Origin of the sequence: Micromonospora craniellae, assembly GCF_014764405.1 — a bacterium.
Taxonomy (GTDB): domain Bacteria; phylum Actinomycetota; class Actinomycetes; order Mycobacteriales; family Micromonosporaceae; genus Micromonospora; species Micromonospora craniellae.
Window position 1 is genome coordinate 6,619,191 of record NZ_CP061725.1, and the last position, 15,300, is coordinate 6,634,490.

Sequence of the window (15,300 nt, forward strand, 5' to 3'; positions counted from 1 at the left end):
GTCTCTCCAGGAGTTGTGGAGGCGGAAGGGGTGGTCACCGGGTCTGCCGGTTCCGGAGCGCCACGCGCTCGATGAGTGCCAGGGACTGCACGAAGACGATTCCGGCCGCCGCCGCGACCAGGACGGCCGCGTACAACTTCTCCGGGCCGTTGGAGTAGTAGTAGGCGAAGGTGAGGATGGCCCGGCCGATGCCCCGGCCGGTGCCGGCGGAGAGCTCGCCCACGATCGCGCCCACCACGCTCGCGGTCGCCGCGAGGCGCAGGCCGGCGAAGACGAAGGGCAGCGCCGCAGGGATCCGCAGCCACCCGAGGACCTGCCAGCGCCCCGCACCGACGCTGCGCATGAACTCCAGCTGGACCTTCGGCGGCGACTTGAGACCGCGCAGGGTGTTGATGGTGACCGGGAAGAACGCGAGGTAGGCGGCGATGCCGGTGACCGCCACCCAGGGCGGCGCGCCGGCCTTGCCGCCCCAGATCACGATCATCGGTGCGATGGCCACCAGGGGGACCGTCTGCGACGCCACGAGCCAGGGCATCAGCCCCTTGCTCAGCGGCACCACGTTCAGGAAGAGGACGGCGAGCAGCAGGCCGAGCGACGAGCCGGCCAGCAGGCCGTAGAACGCCTCGCGCAACGTCACGCTGGTCTCGCCGAGCAGATAGACGCCGAGTGTGGTCGGGTCGCCGCGCCGGGCCGGTTCGACGAGTGCGCCGAGGATCGTCCACACGTGCGGCATCGACAGGTCGTCGGTGGCGACGGGGAAGGCGATCCGGGTGCCGGGCACGACGTCGCCGACGGCGCGGCCCAACGCCTTGTAGCCCTCCCACAGGCCGGCGAGCGCCGCCACCACCAGGACGGCTCCGGCGGCGTTGCGACCGCTCCTGCTCGCGGCGGCCAGTCGGGCGGATCGGCGGCGTGGTGTCGGCGGGTCCACCTGACCGGCGGATCCGCCCTGGGCGGCCACCGCGGCGGTGGCGGTTCTTGTCACGGTCATGCAGGCACTCTCCGAATCCCTCGGAAGCGTCGTCTGGCGTGGGATCCGCCGGCTGGCCCCGCCCCGGATCGGATCACTCAGTGAACTGGTGGTTCACCATAGGAGCGTGAGCGAGGCCACGTCAACGGTTCGCAGCCGCCCTCTGAGCACGTTTTACGACCTCGTTACCCGCCCCTACCTGCGGATACCGCAATCCGGGCAACCATCCACCACCCGTCGCCACACCCTGCGACCATCCAGTCACTCCACGTGCCGCCGGCCTCCACCGACGCCGCGCGCCGAGCGTGGGACGGCCGGACGTCAGGACGGCACGAGGGCCGGACGGGACGGCAGCAGCCCCGCGCCCAGCCCCAGCCAGGCCGCGGCCAGCATCTGGAACGGCAGCCAAGGCCCGACCCCGGCGGTGAGCAGCGCGGAGGCGAACAGCGAGATGGCGCCCAGCAGGAAACCGAAACTGGGCCCAAACACCCGACCGGCCAGCACCAGCAGGAAGAACACCGTCTCGATCCCGGCGGTGCCCGCGCCCAGCGGGCGTAACGCGGCGTTGACGGCGGCGAGCACGCCGAGCATCGCCAGCGCCTTGCTGTCGATGCCGCCCGAGCTGAGTTCGGCCAGGACGAGCGCGAGCAGGACCGGTAGGACGACGATGAAGACCAGCGGCGCCTCGGTGGAACGCGCTGTCGCCTCCGGCTGGGCAGGCACGAAGAACGGCCAGGTGAAGGTGGCGAACGCGGCGACGGAGGCGAGGGCCAGGATGACGGCGGCTCCCGTTGTCGGTGCTCGCGGCTATCGTCCGGCCATGACGAACAGTGATCTTGACGTCTCCCCGACGCTGCCGACGGCCGAGGAGGAGGCGCGCTTCTGGGCGCTGGTGGAGCAGGCGTGGGCCGGACTGGGTCCGGAGCCGGCGGCCCTGCGTCGCGCCCTGATCGACCGCGACCCCGCGCACGACGACGGGTACGCCATGGACCGGTGGCTCGACCCGTTCGTCGCCGAACTGCGCCGGCTGACCGTCGGCCTGTCCCGCGCCGAGCTGGTCGCCCTCGACCGGGTCGTCGAACGGAAGCTCCACGACGTCGACCGCGCCGACATCCACGAGATCACCGACGGTTCCGACGACGGTTTCCTGTATGCGCGCGGCTACATCGTGGCGCTGGGCCGGGAGTTCTACGAGGCGGTCCGGGCAAACCCGGCGACGGCGGTGCCCGACGCCGGTTGTGAGGGCTTCTGCTACCTCTTCGCCCACCTGCATCACGAGCGGTTCGGTGACTGGCCGGACACCGGCTCGGGGATCAGCCGGGAGTCGTGCACCAATCCGGCCGGCTGGTCGACCGACTAGGAGTTCCTCCGCCGGGGCGAAGCGTTTCCGGCCCGGCCAGGCCTCGCGAAGGTGGGCGCGACCAGGGCCGCCGCCGGACAACTATCGTCTGTGATGCATGTGCGGTGTTATCCGCTAATGCCACACACACGCTATCGGCGTATGCACATAACTGAGCAGACTGCCACTCGCGCGACCGGCACCGTAGTGCTGCCCGATGTCGCGAGGGAGGTGATTCTCATGAAGAAGCTCACGGTTCGCCGGCTGGAGTCGGTGAAGACCAGCGCTGTCGCCGCTGCGTGTGTCGTCTCCTGACGGTGACACACCACCTGAAGGCCGGCACCCGGACGGCAACTCCGGGTGCCGGCCTTCATCGACCCTCATGAGATGAGCGAAAAGGACGACTGACCATGGCCGGCTACCCACCAGACACACTTGTCCGAGTGCGCCCGTTCGACCACCGACCGGAGGGCGACACCGTCATCATCGGCGATGTCGAGCGACAGGTGTTCCTGTCGATCCCCGCCGAAGGGCTGGACCTGCTCCAATCGCTGGCCGCCGGCAACTCGGTGGGCGAGGCGGTCCGCCAGTACGAACAGAAGTACTCCGAGACGCCCGACATCACCGACTTCCTGGACGCTCTGGGCGACGAGGGTTTCATCGAGGTCGACGACGCGGCCACCACGCCCACACCCGCCGCCCCGGCTCCCGCTCCGGCGTCCCGGCCCCGCCGCAGCTGGAGCCTGAACTGGCTCAGTCCGACGGTGGCCCGCCGCATGGTCAGCCTCCCCGTGCTGCTGCTCTGCGTCCTGATCATCGCGGGCGGTGTGTACCTCGCCGCGGACGATCCCGACCTGCTGCCGACGCCCGGTGAGACGCTGCTCTTCCCGATCCACTTCGCGGCGCTGACCTGGGCGACGTTCATCCTCACCCTGGTCGGGGTCGCGATTCACGAGGCCGCGCACATGGTCGCGGCGCGGGCGGCGGGCGTACCGTCGCGGCTCGTCATCGGCAACCAGATGTACATCCTGGTGGTCCAGACCGACATGAGCACGATCTGGATGGCGCCGAAGCGGCAGCGCTTCGTCGCGTTCATCGCCGGCACCCTGGTGGACGGGGTGCTCGCCTCGTCCTTCGTCGTCGCCCTGTGGGCGGGCCGGCACGGCTACCTGCAACTGCCGGAGTGGGGCGCGCTCCTGCTGACGGCGCTGTTGTTCACGTACCTGGTCCGGATCATCTGGCAGACGTTCCTGTTCCTGCGCACCGACGGCTACTACATCGTGGCCACCGCTCTCGGGTGCCGGAACCTGATGTCCGACACCGAGGACTACCTGCGCAACCTGGTCGCGCGGATGGTGCGGCGCACGCCCCGGGTGGACCAGTCCGGGTTGCCCCGGCGGGAGATGCGCGTCGTCCGCTGGTACGCCCTGGCATGGGTCGGCGGGCGCCTGATGGCCCTGGTCACCCTGATCTTCGTCGGGATCCCGCTGCTGTGGGGCTTCATCTACCAGTTCCTGCTCTTCGTCTCCGGCCAGGACTCCATGATGGGGTCGCTGGACTTCGTCACCATCGCGGTGATCAGCTTCCTGCTCGACGGCGGCGGGCTGCTGCTCTGGGGCCGTAGCCTCTTGCAGGGCGCGCGGGAGCGGCGTCGCCGGCACGACGTCCGGTCGGCCCGGGAGCAGGCCCGCGCGGGTACGCCGAGCACCGCGACGCCGACGGCCGTGGAGCCGAGCGGCCGGTAGTCGTCGTCCTCTCCCTCCGACTCCCCCTCGCGGCCGTGGTGGCCGCGGGCGGGAGTCGGAGGCGTCAGTGGGTACCGGAAGTCGCGCGCCGCACGGTGATCACGCGACGGCGTCGGGCCGGCTGAGCCGGCCGGACGCCAGGCCCATCCGCTCCATCAGGTACTCGACGATCAGGCGAGGGTCGGCGACGATCGCCCCGCACGACGCCTTTCGGATCATTTTTCGATCGGTGAAGCGTTGCAGGAACAGCCCGACGCGGGAGCGGGTCGTGCCGATCATCGCGGCGTAGTCCTCGTGGCGTAGCTTCAGCCCGATCCGGACGCTTCTTCCGGACGCGGCCCCGAACCCCTGAGCCAGGTCGAGGAGTCGCATCGCCAGTCGCGCCTCGCAGTCGGATGTGGTGTGCTGCAACAGCAGCGAGCGGTGCCGGCGCGCTTTCAACATCTGGCTGTGCAACCACACGTCGCAGATGTTCGGCTCGTCGAGCAGGTCGCGCAGAGCCGCGCTTTCCACCACGATCAGGCTCGTGTCCACCACGGCTGCGGGAATGTACTGGTTCGGCATTCCGGGGAGCGAGTCCTCGCCGAAGTACTCGTTTTTCGACAACACGTCTAGAATGGTCCGACGACCGGTCGGCGAATAGTGCTCAAGGCATATCGCACCGCTCTCGATGAAATAGACACGACCGTCCGCACCACCCGGCTGATGCAATAGTTCGCCGCCCGCGAGTGCGACCCGTCGGGCCGCAACGGTGGGCGAATAGAGAGCGGATCTCACACCTTTCATGAGGCGATGCGTCAGCTCGGATCCGCGCGGCACGAGCATGTCGTCCAGGACGCTCGTGGGGGTCCGCGTGCTGGCCAGGGTCATCTCCGCTCACCGTCCCGCTGGTCTCGTCAACTCGGTGCCGACCCGGGGGCCTCGGCCGGGATTACGGGAATTACAGAAGGCCGGGTCGGCGCACTCGCGCTAATCCCGTGGTGACTCACCGCCACTGCCATTGATCGGGACGGCGATCGTCTCGGCAGGAGACAGGCCCGCCAGGTCGGCCGGCAGGTCTACTCGGCGTCAGCCACACAGTGCCCCCAGGGATCACACCGGACCATCAATGATCTTGACATCCGTTCTTGATACGCTAGCGAGTCGCCCCGCCGTCCGTCAGTCGCGCGTTTTACCGGCTCCGGCGGACCGAACGGTTCCACAGATATGGCCACCCGGTCAGGATGGGCCCGATTCGGCGAGGTCGTCAAGCCGTGCAATGACCGCTGATCCCGCACGTCGCGCGCGATGCGGGGGCCTCCCGGGCAGCGTGGCACACCACCTCGACTGGTGTAGTATGTCGGGTCCGGCCAGCCGAGGGCGAAAACCACACACACGTACAGGCCCCGGGGTGGTCGAGTCACGCGTACGCGAGGCGCGGGGTCACGGCCATCGCCTGCGCCGCCATGCCCGCCCCGTTCGGCCCGTCGGGCATGATGGCGCGGTGCGGATCACCGACATCGACCCCGGCGGGGACGAGGCGCTGGCCCGGACGCTGCTGCCGATCCAGCACGCGGCGTACGCGGTGGAGGCGTCGATCATCGGCGACGATCGCATCCCACCCCTGCACGAGACGCTTGACGAGTTGCGCGCCGCGCCGCTGCGGTGGCTCGGCGCCCTGGACGACGGACGGCTGGTCGGGGCGATGGCCTGGTCGGAGAACCCCACCGAGCTGGACATCGACCGGCTCGTGGTGGACCCGACGGCCCACCGTCGCGGCACCGGCACCGCCCTGGTGCGGACGCTCCTCGCCTCGGCCGGTGACCGGCGAGTCGTGGTCGCCACGGGTGCGGCGAACCTCCCGGCCCGCCGGCTCTACGAACGTCTCGACTTCCGCCTGATCGGTGAGCGCGAGGTCATCCCCGGCCTCCGGATCGCCGAGTACGTCCGCGAACCGGCCACCTGAGCCACCGGGCAGTCCGCCGCGCGGCAGATCGGGCGGAAGCCGTCGGGGCCGGGTCGGTGGTCGCGGAGTACCCAGCGGGCGGCCAGGATCAGTCGGTTGCGGATCTGGGCCAGGGACAGGAACGGTGCGGTCATCCTCAACCCACCCCGACGGTGGCGGCGAGGTGCACGAGCGTCGTCGGGGCGGTGGGGTCGCGGACGATCTGAGCGAGTACGTCCCGGCCCGCCGGACGGTGCCGGACCTCGGCCGGCGCCATCCGGTCAGCCTCCATCAGTGCCCGGCCCGCGCTGACCGGATCATCGGTGTGCAGGTACGCGCGGGCAGCGTCGATCAGGTGCGCGGCGCGGTACTCGACGGGCAGCCACCGCCAGCCGTCGCGGTCGGTCGTCTTCTCGTGCCAGGCCACGGCGTCGCCGCCGTCGCCCAACTCCACCGCTGCGGTCACCCTGGCCGTCTGCACCGCCGTCGGCCCGAACCCGGTGCGGTGGTGGTCGTGCCCGTCGCCGACCTGGGCGGCCAGCGCTGTCGCCTCGCCGAACAGATCGACCACCGCCGCCTCGTCGCCTGATCGGGCGGCAGCCAACGCCGCCTGCACCAGTAGGGCTCCGCCCAGCGACAGTTCCGCAGGTGTGCCATCCTTGATGGTCGGCGGCACGATCCGGTAGGCGGCGGCCAACATGGCCGACCTGGCCGCCCGCACCTGCCCACACCCCCGCAGCACCTGACCGAGTTGCACCGCTGCGGCGGCCACCAGGATGCGGTCCCTGGAGGCAGCGGTCATCGCCCGATCGACCGCCAGCCACGCCAGGTCCGGCTCACCCAGCTTCACCAACAGCGACGCGGTGATCCGGTACGCCTCCACCAGCGACCCCCGACCCGCCATCGGGTCCGCCGCGTGAGCGCGTTCGACGTCTGCGGTCCGGTCGGACACGTCGGTGGGCTGGACGTCCCTGCCAAGCAGCACCGCCGTGTCGATGCGCAGGACCGTGGCGACTTCCTGGAGCGTGGACACCTTGTCCAGCGAGCGCACTCCCCGCTCGACCTTGTCCACCCAACTCTTCGACTTCCCCAGGCGGTCAGCGAACACCTGCTGCGACAGCTTCCGCCGCCCCCGCCAGTACGCCACCCGACGCCCCACCGGCAGCGTCTCCAACGGCCCGGACGTCATCCGACGTGTACGCGCGGAGAGTGGGCGGATTCGTACGTGGTCACCGGGCATCACCCTTACCTCAGCGAAGGCCGGTCCTCGCTCGCAGATCAGACCTGGCACGTTCAGTTACCGTGACGGTACGATCACAGCGAGGCAAGGTGAACTCACCGGCAGTACGAATGAGCTGGTCAGGGCCGTCCCCCGCCGCTGCCTACGCCTCGGAAACGTCGACTGCCAGTCACCGTAGGGATGTTGATGGCACCGCTCGGACGATCCGCCCCCGCACGCGGCGACGTGACCGGCTACCTACTGAAGCTGATTCGCGAGTCCATTCCCCTCACGCAGGAACAACTCGGCGCGGCAATCGGCGTCGACCGCGCGACCGTCCAGAGCTGGGAGTCCGGACGACGTCCGTTCATGGCGGTCCCGTTCGGTCAGGCCGTCTGCATCCGACAACGGCTCGGGAGACTCGGAGCGAACCCGCTGCTCCTCGACGCCGTCGGAGACGCCGTCGAGGCAGATACCATCCTCACCGCCCTACTCGCCCCGGATGACCACCTTCCACACCTGGTCACCGCTGTGGCCCGACGCCCGCTCCGTGGTCACGTCCCTCGCCAACCAGGGAGACCCCGAACCGTTACGGGACTTCATCGCTCGCGCGCACCCCGACGACGCCTGCCAACGCGCGGCCCTCAACTACTCCGCCTACTGGGTCGGCGAAATCCCCTACCGCCAGCCCGACGACTCCTTCATGCCCGCCACCATCACCGAATGGCGCGGCACCCGGCTGGTGCGGCACCTGGTCGAACGCCTCACCATCGACCACCCGTTCATCGACCTCAACATCCACAACCTCTGGGCACTACTCACCGCCCGACGCGCACTCGCCCACGACCACCCCGGCACCGGACACCACCTCGCCGCCCAAGCCGCCGCGATCCTCGACAGCGACCGGATCTCGACACAGTCCCGTCAGGAACTAACCTCGATCGTCTACAGCCTGCGGACCGAGGGCATCAACGGCACAGGGACGGACAGATGAGCCAGGACCAGCACGCCGCCACGATGAGATACATCTTCGAAGCCGGCGTCCTCAAACGCGCCGCCCGCACCGGCTGGTGGTTCGCCGGAGTCAACACCCCGAAACCATCGCCGAACACTCCCACCGCACCGCCCTCATCGGCATGATCCTCGCCGCCATGGAAGGAGCCGACCCCACCCGCGTCACCATGCTCTGCGTCCTGCACGACACCCAGGAAACCCGCACCACCGACCTACCCCACATCGCCAAGCGCTACCTCACCGCCGCCCCCAACACCACCATCACCGCAGACCAGCTCACCGACTGCCCACCAACCGTCATCGACACCATCACCGCCGCCGTCACCGAATACGAAACCGGCGACACCCTCGAAGCCACCGTCGCCCGCGACGCCGACAAACTCGAATGCCTCATCCAAGCCATCGAATACCGCCACCAAGGCATCGACAACGTCCAACGCTGGATCGACAGCAGCCGCACCGCCCTCAAAACCACCTCCGCCCACCACCTCGCCGACGCCACACTCACCGGCCAACCCCTCGCCTGGCTCGCACCCCCGCCGGATCGGACAAGCTAATCCCTGGCCCGTCGATCCTGGGCCACCCCGGTCATCCTGGAGCCCGAGCCCTCGCCGGAACCGCACTCGTCTCGACCCCGCGACCGCCGCAGCGCCGACACGCGCTCCGATAAGCCCTTTGGCCTGACGTCGGGCCGAGCGGTTCAGACCAGCCCGAGGCTGATGGCGAGTTGGGTGATCGCCGTCGACGCGTCCTGGTCGCGGGCGACGTGGGCGACCATCTCTCGTACCGCCGGTCGGTGTCGGATCTCGGCGGGCGCGGTGGCGTCGGCCTGGATCAGGACTCGGGCCGCGTTGGTGGCGTCGTCGGTGTCCAGGTAGGCGCGAGCGGCGTCGACAAGGTGCGCGGCGCGATGCTCGACGGGCAGCCACCGCCACTCGTCGCGCCCGATCGCCTTCTCGTGCCGTGCGACGGCCTCCGAGGTGTCGCCGAGTGCGACGGCGGCGGTGACCCGGGCCAGTTCGACGGCGGTCGGGCCGAAGGCCGTGCGGTGGTGGTCGTGTCCCTCGCCGACCCGGGCGGCCATCTCGGCAGCTTCGTCCAGCAGATCAGCGGCGGCGCGGTCGTTGCCGCAGGTCGCGGCAATGAGGGCGGCCTGCACGAGCAGGCTGCCGCAGAGCGACACCTCCGGCGGATCGCCGGTGTCGGGGTCGGGTGGGGCGATCTGGTAGGCGGCGGCCAGCATCACCGACCGCGCCCGCGCCGACGTGCGGAGCACCTGCCCGAGCTGCACCGACGCGCACGCCAACAACATGCGGTCGCCGGTGGCGGCGGACATCGCCCGGTCGGCGGCCAGCCAGGCAAGCTGGTGCTCGTCCAGCTTGACCAGCAACGCCGTGGTGACCCGGTACGCCTCCACCACCAACGGCCGGCCCGCCTCCGGGTCCTGGGCGTACGCCCGGTGCACCGTGCCCAACAGCCCCGGCAGCAGGTCGATCAGGTGCGGATATCGGGCGTGCTGGTAGGTCGTCCACGCGTGCGCGACCTCCCGCGCCACCCGCTCCGGCGGCATCACCCCGCCGCGCGCGGACGGTCGACCGAGGGCCATCTCGTACGTCGACATCGCCGCCCTGATCCGCGCGACACCCTCATCACGCTCGACCACATCGGCGGGCTCGACGTCACGGCCGAGCAGAGTCGCCGCGTCCACCCGCAGCACGGTGGCGATGTCCCGGATGACCGACAGCCGCTCCAGCGACCGCACGCCACGTTCGACCTTGTCCACCCAACTCTTCGACTTGCCCAGGCGGTCGGCGAACGTCTGCTGCGACAGATTCCGCCGCGCCCGCAGGTAGGCCACCCGCCGCCCGATCGGCACGGGATCACCGGGCACGACGCCACCGCCGATCCGGCACCGCCCGGGTCGTCTCCTCGACCGGTATCCGCTCCGCCTCGGCCTGCGCCAGGATGCGTTGCTTCGCGGCCTCCCGCTCCGCCGCTTCCGCCTGCTCGCCACGACTCTGCACCGGCTCGCGCTGCATTCCGTCCACCCGCTACCTCCTCGAAAGGCACGGCAAGGTGCGCTCGAAAGACGACCTTCGCTGTGCTGACAGAAGGGGCACGGCTCACCTGGGAACTGGTGGCGGCACCTCACGCGCCGATCGCACCCCGTGATCCCATGTTCACGGGGCGCAATGAAGGTGGACAGGTACACGGCAGGCCACGCCATGCGACCTGCGGGAAAGGTGGTACGTAGCGTGCGACTACGCCCCGACCAGAGACGCCAACTCGGCCAGCTCCTTGGTCATCGCCCGCCGACGCTTCTCGGCGATCGACTGGACGATGTCCCGGGCGTACCGCTGCTGCCGCAACCACGCCGGTGCCCGATCCCGGAGATCCATCAGCACACCGGTCGCGTCCGCGTACGCACCGGTCTGGGCATGGGACCACGCGACGTCCAGGTAGTGCCGCTGCCGCGACGACGGGGTCACCTGCGGAGACCGGTGCACCTGCTGTGCGAGAGCCAACGCCTCGTCGGGGCGGCCCGCGATGACCGCCGACTCCACCCGCATCAGGTGCACACCCTCGGCCGAATAGTCGTTGCCGATGACGTCGGCGTCGGGGTTGGGCCGGTCACCGAGCCGGTGCGCACCGGCCGCTGCCAGGTCGAGCATGTCCCGGGCGTCGTCGTGCCGCGCGTCCCGGACCGCCGCCGACGCGCCCTTGATCAGCAGGAAGCCCCAGGCGGACAGGTGGGCGGGCGAGGCGGTGGACAGCTTCGGCTCCACCTGATCGGCGGTCCGTACCGCCAGCACCTCGGCCTCCTCGAACCGGGCCTGCCGCAGCAACAGCCAACACATCGGTGCCACCACTGCGGCACCGATGATCTGATCACCGCTGCGACGGGCGTGATCGAGTGCCGCAGTGAGCGCGACATGCGCAAGGTCAACGCGGCGTAGCTGGATAAGGAGCCGACCCGCCAACTGGTGAGCCTGCGACGCCAGCGCATGCGCGACCAGCCGCTCATCACCGTCGGCGACGTCGACGAACGTCCGCGCCTCGTCGAGCAGGCCGGGGATCAACGTGAGAGCTGCCGCGTAGTCATTGGCGTGGTAGATCGTGTTCGCCGCCTTGATCGACCGCCGCACGTCAGCGGCAGTCGGTGGGCCGATCTCGGGGTCATCCACCACGGAACGCCCATCGAGGCCCGAGACCGGCGTCAACGCGCGGCGGACATCGACAAGGCCCAGCGGCGCGGCATCAGGCTCACGCATGGCCTGCGCCTTGGCGGCAGAACCCATCAGCGCGGACGTCGGTACGCCAAGCGCAGTCGCCAACTTGTTCAACGTCGACATGCGGGCGCTGGTTCGCTCGTTCTGCTCCAGCTTCCGAATCGTCTCCACACTGACGCCTGCCCGCTCCGCCAGCCGCTCCTGAGTGAGAGTGGACTTGCTGCGCAGTCTGCGTAGGTGATCGCCGATCGTCGTGAGCATGGCAGCCTCCCAGGAGAACCGACTGAGCCCGAACCCGCCGACCGCTCGACGGGCCACCACTCCGGACGGTACACCGCATCAACCCGCATGCATGACAACGAGCAACCGGCCCGGACGCCAGCCCACGCGCAGTCTGACTGCATGGGTAGACCGAGGGCCAGGCGTCGAAGCGGAAGGTGCAGCCACGTGCGACAAGGCGGCAGTCGAGCCGATCACGCCAAACTACTAATACTGCTACGGCGGGTCGTGACTTTCGGATGTTTTGAGTCGTTTGCGGTAGTGGCTGGCTTTCGCTTGGGCTTGCCGGTGGCGGCGCCAGTTTGACCAGTGCAGCACGTGGTCGGCTGCGGTGCGTCCGGTGAGGACGAGTTTGGTGAACAGGCGGCGGATCTCGTTGCTGCTCAGGGGGATGAGCGTTTCTGGGGCGGGATCCCCCCCCCCCCCCCCCCCCCCCTTTTCGGGTTCCTTGTCGGCTTCGGTGGCGCGGGTGGCGACCAGAAACGCGGCGGCGGTCATGGCCAGGGTGATGTGGGCGTACCAGGCGTCGTAGCGGCGGACCTGGCACTGGTCGAGGCCGACCTCGTTCTTCGCGGTCTGGAACGACTCCTCGACCGCCCACCGGGACCCGGCGACGCGGACCAGTTCCCGCAGCCGGGTGCCGCGCGGGCCGAAACACACGTAGTAGGCGATGTCAGTGGGATCGCTGATGCTACGCCGGGCGAGGACCCAGCCGCGACGCTCGTTTGGGAAGGTGTCCCGGATCGGTAGCCGCGCCCAGTCGTAGCGGCGTGGACCGAGCGCGCCGTCACCACAGGACAGCCTCGTCCACGATCGGGCCGGCAGCTTGGCGATCAGGGCGTCGACCCGGGTGGTGGTGAACAGCCCGAAGGCGACCTGGTCGTCGCAGCGGGTGGCCATCACATACGAGATGTCCTGTTCCTGCAGCCAGCCACGCAGGCCCGGGCTCTGCCCGTAGGCCTCATCGGCGGTGAACCACGCGAACGGCACCCCCGCGGCGACCGCTCTCTCCAGCATCGCCCGCGCCTGCTGCGGCTTGGTCCCGAACGCCACCTCGTCGGGAATCGCCGCGTCCCGGCACCGCTGCCGGTCCTCGGTCCACGACATCGGCAGGTACAACTCCCGATCGATCAACGCCCGACCCTTGCCGGAGGCATAGCACAGGAACGTGCCGATCTGACAGTTCTCCGTCCGCCCCGCCGTCCCCGAACACTGCCGCTGCACCCCCACAGACCGGATCCCCTTCTTCAGAAACCCCGTCTCGTCGGCAACCAGCACCGCAGCAGGGTCGCCGAGGTGCTCCACCACATAGCCGCGCACATCATCACGGACCAGACGGCCACCGTCGACGGCGTGACCACGGTCGTCGGGATCACCGACAAGAGTCTCGGCGGTGCCTCCGGGTTCGTCGAGACCGGCCACATGTTCCCGGCGGTGCTGGACCCGACGGCCCGTGAGCGGATCGGCGAGGTGGCGGTGGCCGCCCTGGAGGCGGTCGGGTTGGACCGCGCGGTCGGGCACACCGAGCTGCGGCTGACGCCCACCGGGCCGCGCGTGGTGGAGGTCAACCCCCGGCCGCCGGCAACCAGATCACCGAACTGGTGCGCCACTTCGAGATCCTGCTCCCCGGCCGCACACCGGTGCACGGGGACCACATCACCGCCGATTCGGCCGGGTCGGGGGCTTCGCCAAGGGCCACCTCCGTTCGATAGCATCGAACACGGATGTCGGACGGGTTCCGGCCAGCGCGACAGGAGGTCCCCATGCGGTCCACGGGCAGTCATCCGGTTCCGGAGCAGGCCCGCCCCGAAGACGGGGGCACCGGCCACACCCCGGCCGACCTGGTCGGCGCCCGGATCCGCCAGTACCGCAAGGAGCGCGGGCTGACCCTGCGCGGTCTCGCGTCCCGCTCCGGGTTGTCGATCGGCTTCCTGTCCCAGGTCGAGCGCGGCATCTCCTCGATCGGGCTGACCGCGCTCGGCAGCGTGGCCAAGGCGCTGGACCGGACGGTGGGCGACTTCTTCGACGCCAGCACCGCGCCGGCCGGGGGCACCGTCACCACACTGCCCCACCACTTCTCGTTGACCAGGGCGGAGACCACCGCCACGCAGTACGTCTCCGGTCAGCAGACCTACCGGATGCTCTCCGAACGCGGGCCGGACCTGCTGCTCGAACCAATGCTGGTGCACATCGCCCCCGGCGGCCGGCGGGAGACCGCGTACGGCCACGCGGGCGAGGAGTTCGCCTACGTCATCTCCGGCGAGCTGCTCTACGAGGTCAACGGCGTCGAGCACCGGCTGCGTCCGGGAGACAGCGTGCACCTGCGCTCCACGGTGCCGCACGCGATGTACAACGACACCGACGCGGTGACCACCGTGGTCTCGGTCGTCACACCCCGACTGTTCTGACGGCAGCCCCGGCTTGTTCACTGTGATGAAACAAGCCGGCAACTCCGGGCGGTGACTGCGGACGGCCCGGAGGGCGGGCTCACCGCCCGAGGTAGCGCCCCACCTGCTCCATGGTGGCCTGCCAGATCGCCGAGCCGGGACCGATCACGTCGAAGTGGTCGCCGGGCAGTTCGAGGTGGGTCAGCTCGTCACCGGCCGCCCGCGCCGCCACCGCGTACCGGCGGTTGATGTCGACCAGGTCCGGGCTGTCGCCGGCCCCCTGCACCAGCAGCGTGGGCACCCCGATCGGCAGTCGCGCCATCGGGTCGCCGGCCGCGTACCGCTGCGGGACGGTCGTCGGGGTGCCGCCGAGGGCGGCACTGACCGCGCCGTCACCGAGCTGACGGCCGTCGGCCTCGGCAAGGTCCAGCACCCCGGCCAGCGACACCGCCAGGGCGACCCGTGGCGCCGAGGCGGGGTCGGCCAGGTCCGCCGCCGCCCGCAGCGCCAGTTGCCCACCGGCCGAGTGGCCGAGAACGACGATCCGGTCCAGGTCCAGCGCACCGGTGTCGGTCACGACGGGCAGCACCGCCAGCGCCGCCGCCACGTCGGTGGTGGTGGCGTCCCAGCCGTGCCGATCCGGCCGCCGGTACTCCACGTTCCACGCCGCGTAGCCGCGCGCGGCCAGGTCCACGGCGAGCGCGTCCATCAGGTCGGCGCCCCAGTACGACCGCCAGAAGCCGCCGTGCAGCAGCACCGCGACCGGCACCGGACGTGCCGTGTCCGCTGTGGGCAGTCGCAGCTCACCCCACTGGTCGGCGTGCGCGCCGTAGGCAACGCGTACCGCCGGGGACCGGTGCTGGTACACCGCGTGACGGATCGCCCAGACCAACCCCCAGACACCCCGGCCGGAGAGGTGGCGCGCACCGGCGACGGCGGTGGACACGGTGAGGTCGTACCAGACAACGTGCGAGGCGGCCCCGCTCATCAGGGCCCGGGCGGAGGCGGTCGGGCCGGGCAGCACCACCACCGGCGCGGCGGTGGCCGCCAGCGCCGATTCCAGCGCGGCGGTGGAGTCGACGGCCACCAGGCGACCGGTACCGCCGAGGTCGGCGGCGGTGGCCGTGGTGAGCGACTCCAGCAGGGCGAGGTCGGCGGTGAGTTCCGGGCCGACCAGCACGGTGACGTCCATC

11 protein-coding genes and 4 pseudogenes are annotated in these 15,300 nt (G+C 70.2%); 6 read left to right on the top strand and 9 right to left on the bottom strand.

The features are described 5' to 3' along the window. Window positions 1-34 precede the first annotated feature (34 nt). Window positions 35-991, bottom strand: coding sequence for an ABC transporter permease (locus tag ID554_RS30115; protein WP_117226914.1), 957 nt, complete (start codon window positions 989-991; stop codon window positions 35-37). 321 nt (window positions 992-1,312) lie between these two features. Further along, window positions 1,313-1,747: pseudogene (locus ID554_RS30120) on the bottom strand (ECF transporter S component); the annotation flags it as partial. A 43-nt stretch (window positions 1,748-1,790) separates the two neighbouring features. On the opposite strand from ID554_RS30120, the gene ID554_RS30125 reads away from it, so the two are divergent. Both ID554_RS30125 and ID554_RS30130 read left to right on the top strand, forming a co-directional pair. Further along, window positions 1,791-2,330 (top strand): DUF4240 domain-containing protein, encoded by a 540-nt coding sequence (locus tag ID554_RS30125; RefSeq protein WP_117227019.1) that lies wholly within the window; start codon window positions 1,791-1,793, stop codon window positions 2,328-2,330. Between the two features lie 422 nt (window positions 2,331-2,752). Then, on the top strand, window positions 2,753-4,054 hold the full coding sequence (locus ID554_RS30130; RefSeq protein ID WP_191088664.1) for a hypothetical protein: 1,302 nt from the start codon (window positions 2,753-2,755) through the stop codon (window positions 4,052-4,054). 99 nt (window positions 4,055-4,153) lie between these two features. Here ID554_RS30130 and ID554_RS30135 read toward each other — a convergent pair whose 3' ends face one another. After that, a complete protein-coding gene (locus tag ID554_RS30135; protein WP_117226913.1) occupies window positions 4,154-4,924 on the bottom strand; it encodes a Crp/Fnr family transcriptional regulator in 771 nt (256 codons plus the stop codon). A gap of 613 nt (window positions 4,925-5,537) precedes the next feature. On the opposite strand from ID554_RS30135, the gene ID554_RS30140 reads away from it, so the two are divergent. Further along, window positions 5,538-5,999, top strand: a complete 462-nt coding sequence (locus tag ID554_RS30140; protein ID WP_158573685.1) for a GNAT family N-acetyltransferase — start codon at window positions 5,538-5,540, stop codon at window positions 5,997-5,999. Between the two features lie 136 nt (window positions 6,000-6,135). On the opposite strand, the gene ID554_RS30145 is transcribed toward ID554_RS30140, so the two are convergent. Then, window positions 6,136-7,152 carry a helix-turn-helix domain-containing protein gene (locus ID554_RS30145; protein WP_117227018.1) on the bottom strand — a complete coding sequence of 339 codons (1,017 nt, stop codon included), beginning with the start codon at window positions 7,150-7,152 and terminating at the stop codon, window positions 6,136-6,138. A gap of 252 nt (window positions 7,153-7,404) precedes the next feature. On the opposite strand from ID554_RS30145, the pseudogene ID554_RS30150 reads away from it, so the two are divergent. Further along, window positions 7,405-8,191: pseudogene (locus tag ID554_RS30150) on the top strand (helix-turn-helix domain-containing protein). Further along, a pseudogene (locus ID554_RS30155) lies at window positions 8,188-8,768 on the top strand (HD domain-containing protein). The pseudogenes ID554_RS30150 and ID554_RS30155 overlap by 4 nt, the downstream one beginning before the upstream one ends. A 143-nt stretch (window positions 8,769-8,911) precedes the next feature. Here the strand turns inward: ID554_RS30155 and ID554_RS30160 are convergent. The 4 genes and pseudogenes from ID554_RS30160 to ID554_RS30170 form a co-directional block, all read right to left on the bottom strand. Next, complete coding sequence (locus tag ID554_RS30160) at window positions 8,912-10,102, bottom strand: helix-turn-helix domain-containing protein (RefSeq protein ID WP_223884346.1); 1,191 nt, start codon at window positions 10,100-10,102, stop codon at window positions 8,912-8,914. After that, window positions 10,092-10,259, bottom strand: a complete 168-nt coding sequence (locus ID554_RS32230) for a hypothetical protein (protein ID WP_158573684.1) — start codon at window positions 10,257-10,259, stop codon at window positions 10,092-10,094. Before ID554_RS32230 ends, ID554_RS30160 begins: the two co-directional genes overlap by 11 nt. A 213-nt stretch (window positions 10,260-10,472) precedes the next feature. Then, entirely contained in the window at window positions 10,473-11,702 is a 1,230-nt protein-coding gene (locus ID554_RS30165; protein WP_117227016.1) for a helix-turn-helix domain-containing protein, read from the bottom strand. 459 nt (window positions 11,703-12,161) lie between these two features. Continuing rightward, window positions 12,162-13,241, bottom strand: a pseudogene (locus ID554_RS30170) (IS701 family transposase); the annotation flags it as partial. Window positions 13,242-13,483: 242 nt separating this feature from the next. Between ID554_RS30170 and ID554_RS30175 the strand changes: the two are divergent. Continuing rightward, window positions 13,484-14,128 (top strand): helix-turn-helix domain-containing protein, encoded by a 645-nt coding sequence (locus ID554_RS30175; RefSeq protein ID WP_117227015.1) that lies wholly within the window; start codon window positions 13,484-13,486, stop codon window positions 14,126-14,128. 79 nt (window positions 14,129-14,207) lie between these two features. On the opposite strand, the gene ID554_RS30180 is transcribed toward ID554_RS30175, so the two are convergent. Then, the gene (locus tag ID554_RS30180; protein WP_117227014.1) at window positions 14,208-15,299 is read right to left on the bottom strand and encodes an alpha/beta hydrolase; all 1,092 of its coding nucleotides are present in this window, start codon (window positions 15,297-15,299) and stop codon (window positions 14,208-14,210) included. Between the last annotated feature and the right edge of the window lies 1 nt (window position 15,300).

Bases quoted from the DNA above. Each gene is read 5' to 3' on its own strand.
- ID554_RS30115 (WP_117226914.1), bottom strand. From the start codon at position 991: ATGACCGTGACAAGAACCGCCACCGCCGCGGTGGCCGCCCAGGGCGGA.
- ID554_RS30125 (WP_117227019.1), top strand. From the start codon at position 1,791: ATGACGAACAGTGATCTTGACGTCTCCCCGACGCTGCCGACGGCCGAG.
- ID554_RS30135 (WP_117226913.1), bottom strand. From the start codon at position 4,924: ATGACCCTGGCCAGCACGCGGACCCCCACGAGCGTCCTGGACGACATG.
- ID554_RS30165 (WP_117227016.1), bottom strand. From the start codon at position 11,702: ATGCTCACGACGATCGGCGATCACCTACGCAGACTGCGCAGCAAGTCC.
- ID554_RS30175 (WP_117227015.1), top strand. From the start codon at position 13,484: ATGCGGTCCACGGGCAGTCATCCGGTTCCGGAGCAGGCCCGCCCCGAA.
- ID554_RS30180 (WP_117227014.1), bottom strand. From the start codon at position 15,299: ATGGACGTCACCGTGCTGGTCGGCCCGGAACTCACCGCCGACCTCGCC.